This window comes from Flavobacterium piscis (assembly GCF_001686925.1).
Lineage (GTDB): Bacteria > Bacteroidota > Bacteroidia > Flavobacteriales > Flavobacteriaceae > Flavobacterium > Flavobacterium piscis.
Map to the genome: position 1 here is coordinate 1 of NZ_LVEN01000051.1, position 5,458 is coordinate 5,458.

General features: G+C 34.9%; 3 protein-coding genes. All 3 read left to right on the top strand.

Annotated features, from left to right (window positions below):
* Window positions 1–279: 279 nt before the first annotated feature.
* Complete coding sequence (topA, locus tag FLP_RS25010) at window positions 280–2,787, top strand: type I DNA topoisomerase (protein ID WP_065452222.1); 2,508 nt, start codon at window positions 280–282, stop codon at window positions 2,785–2,787.
* Between the two features lie 3 nt (window positions 2,788–2,790).
* On the top strand, window positions 2,791–3,942 hold the full coding sequence (locus tag FLP_RS25015) for a formimidoylglutamase (RefSeq protein WP_065452223.1): 1,152 nt from the start codon (window positions 2,791–2,793) through the stop codon (window positions 3,940–3,942).
* Between the two features lie 262 nt (window positions 3,943–4,204).
* Window positions 4,205–5,458, top strand: a 1,254-nt coding sequence (gene porK, locus FLP_RS25020; RefSeq protein WP_065452224.1) for a T9SS ring complex lipoprotein PorK/GldK, incomplete at its 3' end; no start/stop codon positions are given.

The following is a 5,458-nucleotide window of genomic DNA, read 5'->3' on the forward strand; positions in this document are numbered from 1 at the left end:
ATGTTCTAAAAAGAGCTTCCGTTGGTCGCTTTTTTAAAACAAGAAACTTTTGCATTTTTTACTCCGGACTTTTCACTACAATCTGGGCTAGGTATTTGGGGTTACAAGAACAACATTTCTCGTCCATAAATCATTAAAAGTTATACCTATATATATTATAGGTAGGAATACAGATAAATCTGCAATTTTAGGAAACATAACATTAAAATACCTCAAAAATCAATTAGCAAGGCTGATATTTAAAAAAAATAGATACTTTTGTTGCAGAAAAATAGAGCAATGGCAAAGAATTTAGTAATAGTGGAGTCACCTGCAAAGGCGAAAACGATCGAGAAATTTCTGGGAAGTGATTTTCAGGTAGAGTCAAGTTACGGACATATAGCTGACCTACCATCAAAAGAAATAGGAGTAGATGTTGAAAATGGATTTAAACCTAAATACGAAGTTTCTCCCGATAAAAAAGCGCTGGTAAGCAAGTTAAAAACACTATCTAAGAATGCCGAAATGGTTTGGTTAGCAAGCGATGAGGACCGCGAGGGTGAGGCTATTTCATGGCACCTGGCGGAAGAATTAAAACTAGATGTTAAAAAAACAAAGCGAATTGTTTTTCATGAGATTACAAAATCTGCGATTCTTAAAGCAATCGAGAATCCAAGAGAAATTGATTATAATTTAGTAAATGCACAACAAGCGCGTCGTGTTTTAGACCGTTTAGTAGGATATGAATTATCTCCGGTTTTATGGAGAAAAATCAAAGGAGGTTTATCAGCGGGACGTGTACAGTCAGTTTCAGTACGTTTGATTGTTGAGAGAGAACGCGAAATTCAAAACTTTAATGCAGTTGCGAGTTATTCTATCGTAGCAGAATTTGTAAATGAGGCAGGAAAATCTTTCAAAGCCAAATTACCAAAGAACTTCAATACAAAAAAAGAAGCCGAAGATTTTTTAAATAAAAATATCGGATCACAATATAAGGTAGCTGATTTAGAAACTAAGCCTACCAAAAAATCACCAACAGCACCTTTTACAACTTCTACCCTGCAACAAGAGGCAGCGAGAAAATTGTATTTGCCAGTTGGAATCACCATGCAGCTTGCACAACGTTTATATGAGGCCGGACTTATTACCTATATGAGAACCGATAGTGTAAACCTTTCTAAAGATGCAATGGATGCTGCAGAAGCTGAAATCATAAAATCATACGGAAAAGAGTTTTCAAAACCGAGAACGTTTGCCAACAAAAGCAAAGGAGCACAAGAAGCGCACGAAGCCATTCGTCCGACTGATATGTCGCGCCACACTGTAAATATCGATCGTGACCAGGCTCGTTTGTACGATTTGATCTGGAAAAGAACTTTGGCTTCTCAAATGAGCGATGCGCAACTTGAAAGAACAAACGTAAAAATTGAAGCCAATAATCACAGCGAAATTTTTACAGCTTCAGGAGAAGTTTTGCTTTTCGAAGGATTCTTAAAAGTGTACTTAGAAGGACATGATGATGATGAGGAAGAACAAGAAGGAATGTTGCCGGCTTTAAAAGTAAACGAAAAGCTAGTTAACAATTATATTACAGCAACCGAAAGATATTCAAGACCACCCGCTCGTTATACAGAAGCTTCTTTGGTGAAGAAATTAGAAGAATTAGGAATCGGTCGTCCGTCTACGTATGCTCCAACTATTTCTACTATCATCAACAGAAATTATGTAGAGAAAGGAACTCTTGAAGGTCAGGAGCGTAATTATACACAACTTACTTTACAAGCCAATAAAGTAGGGGAGAAGCTTTTGAAAGAAAATACAGGATCTGATAAAGGAAAATTAGTTCCTACAGATATTGGTACAATTGTAACAGATTTCTTAGTGAAGAACTTCGGAAACATTCTAGATTATAATTTTACTGCAAAAGTAGAACAGGATTTTGATGAAATTGCCGAAGGAAATATCGACTGGGCAATCATGATGCAGGAATTCTACAATAAGTTTCACCCAAATGTAAAAGAGGTTGAAGCGAATGCAGAACGTGAAAGCGGAGAAAGAATCCTGGGAAAAGATGCTGACGGAAGANNTCGTTTAGGAAAATTTGGACCAATGGCTCAAATTGGAGAAGCGGATGACGAAGATAAAAAATTCGCCAGTTTAATGTCTGATCAAAATATTGGAAACATTACTCTTGAGGAAGCTTTGAATTTATTTTTATTGCCTAAAAATTTAGGAGAATATAAAGGAGAAGAAGTTGAAGTAAGTAATGGTCGTTACGGTCCTTATGTGCGTCACGGAAGTGTATTTATTTCTTTGCCAAAAGGAGAAGATCCGTTGAGTCTTTCTAAAGAAAGAGCGCAGGAATTAATCGATGAAAAAGCAATTGCCGATGCGCCAATCGCAGTTTACAAAGGCGAAGGAGTTCAGAAAGGTGTAGGACGTTTTGGTCCGTTCATCAAATGGAACAGTATTTTTATCAACGTAAGTAAAAAATACAATTTTGATAATTTATCACAACAGGAAATCGAAGAGTTGATTGAAGATAAATTACAGAAAAATATAGATAAAGTGCTTCACAATTGGGAAGACGAAGGAATTTTGGTCGAAAAAGCTCGTTGGGGTAGATCGGTAATTACAAAAGGTAAAATCAAAATTGAATTAAGTAAAGATGTTGATGCAACAAAATTAACATTGGCTCAGGTTCAGGAAATGATTGCCGCCAAAACACCGGCAAAAAAAACACCGGCAAAAAAAGCAACAACCGCAAAAAAAGCTCCAGCTAAAAAAACAGCTGTTAAAAAGAAGTAATAAATGGAATTTGATTTTCTAGAACCAGTTAATGACGGAATTTTAAAATTCATTAATTCATTGTCTTCACAAGAATTGGGAAGCAAAATTGTTTTCCATACTCGGGATCAGTTTCCTGATATTAGTAAAATTACAATTGCAATCGTGGGTGTTTTAGAAGACCGTCGTAATAGTAATGTAATTAACGAAGTTAATTTGAATGCAGTTCGTAAGAAATTGTATCATATGTTTCCCGGTAATTGGGATGCATCGATTGCAGATTTAGGAGATATCCTTGCAGGGGATTCTGTAGAGGATACTTATTTTGCTTTAAAAAAAGTAACGGCTACCTTAATTAAAAATAAAGTGATTCCTATAGTTATAGGAGGTTCACAGGATTTGACCTATGCACTATATCGTGCATATGATGATTTAGAGCAAATGGTAAACATGGTTGCTGTAGATAATAAATTTGATTTTGGTAAAGAAAACGAAACCGTTTCGGCTAATTCTTATCTGACTAAGATTATTATCGATGAGCCTAATAATCTGTTTAATTACTGTAATATAGGATATCAAACCTATTATAATTCGCAGGAAGAAATTGATTTGATCGAGAAATTGTTTTTTGATGCCTACCGTTTAGGAGAAATTTCGAATAAAATCGCATTAGCAGAACCAGTTTTTAGAGATGCTGATTTGGTTAGTATCGATCTTAATTCCGTAAAGTCGTCGGCATCAGCCAATATGGTTTCTTTTGAGCCAAACGGATTCAACGGAAAAGAAATCTGCTCATTGGCCAGATATGCCGGAATTAGTGATAAAGTTTCCTGCTTTGGAGTTTTTAATCATAATAGTACTGCACCTGAAGCTGGTATTATAGCTCAAATTGTCTGGTATTTTATCGAAGGTTATCATTATCGTTCAAAAGAATATCCGTTTGGTAGTCGGGCAACGTATTTAAAATATATAGTGCCGCTTGAAGATGAAGAATTGGTTTTTTATAAGAGTGACAAAACAGACCGTTGGTGGATCGAAATTCCGTTCGAATCAAATGGGCACAATAAATTGAAAAGAAATACGTTATTACCGTGTTCCTACGAAGAATATTTGAGCGCTTGTAATCAAGAATTGCCAGAAAGATGGTGGAAAGCACAACGAAAAAACGCTTTATAAAATAAAATTTTATAGAAAATTGCGTTTTTTTTTGAGTTTAAAAAAAATGTTAAAATATATTAGTAAGAAAATAAATATAAAGTATAAAATTTAACGTTTTACGTCGATTTTTTCTAGTAGTTTATCGATGAAATATTTTTTTTTTATTTTATTTAACATTATTTTTGAACGGTAAAATAAATTTCGCAACTAGTATTGTTTTTTAGATAAATAATAAATACGTTTACGGACTTATAATAATGAATAGAAATCCCAAATTTATATGAAGAAGTTTATTGCATTTGCAGCAATGTTAACACTGGTAATTGGCTGTGGTAAGTCAGGAGACAAAGGTGAGTTAGTTGGTGTTACAGGAGGGAAATGGCATCCTGAAAAACCTTATGGAATGACATTAGTTCCAGGTGGATCTTTTATTATGGGTAAATCAGATGCTGATTTAGCTAATGTTGAAGATGCTCCGACTAAAACAGTAACGGTTCGTTCATTTTATATGGATGAAACAGAAATTACTAATAGCGAGTACCGTCAATTTGTAGAATGGGTAAAAGATTCTACAATGAGAGTTCGCTTAGCAATCTTAGCTGATGAAACCGGACAAAAATCTACAGGTGACAAAGGTAAAAAAGGTGGAAGTATTGCAGATTATGCATTTAATGATTCAGAGCCGGACAAAATGACGGCATATGATAAATATATGTATGATAACTACTATAGTGTAGGAACAAAAGATGATCCGTATGCTGGTAGAAAATTAAATAAAAAAGTTAAGTTAATTAAAGATACTAAAGCTTACCCAGATGAGTATTATGCTGAGGTAATGGACTCTATGTATTTGCCAATTGAAGAATCATATAACGGATTAAGATCAATTGATGTAAATAAATTGAAATTCCGTTATTCTTGGATGGATATTCAGGCTGCTGCAAAAGCCAAAGTTGGAAAAAGAAAAGATTTTGTTAAAACAGAACAAGTAAGCGTTTATCCTGATACAACAGTTTGGATCAAAGATTTTGCTTACTCTTATAATGAGCCAATGCACAATGACTATTTCTGGCACAAAGCTTACGGGGATTATCCTGTAGTTGGTGTAACATGGAAACAAGCAAAAGCATTTTGTGCATGGAGAACTTTAAACAAAAACAGCTATATCAAATCTAAGAAAAAAGGACGTGATTTAGTAAATGCATTCAGATTGCCAACAGAGGCAGAATGGGAGTATGCTGCAAGAGGAGGTCTGGAATCTGCTACTTATCCTTGGGGAGGTCCTTATACTAAGAGTGACAGAGGTTGTTTCTTGGCAAACTTTAAGCCTAGTAGAGGAGATTATGCTGCCGATGAAGCTTTATATACAGTTGAAGCAAAATCATACGAAGTAAACGGATACGGATTGTATAATATGGCAGGAAACGTTTCAGAGTGGACAGATTCAGCTTATAATCCAAATGCTTACGAATATGTTTCTACAATGAATCCTAACGTAATTGACGGAAACAACCAAAGAAAAGTAGTTCGTGGT

Excerpts from the sequence above, each read along its gene's own strand:
- FLP_RS25015 (WP_065452223.1), top strand. The coding sequence starts at position 2,791 with ATGGAATTTGATTTTCTAGAACCAGTTAATGACGGAATTTTAAAATTC.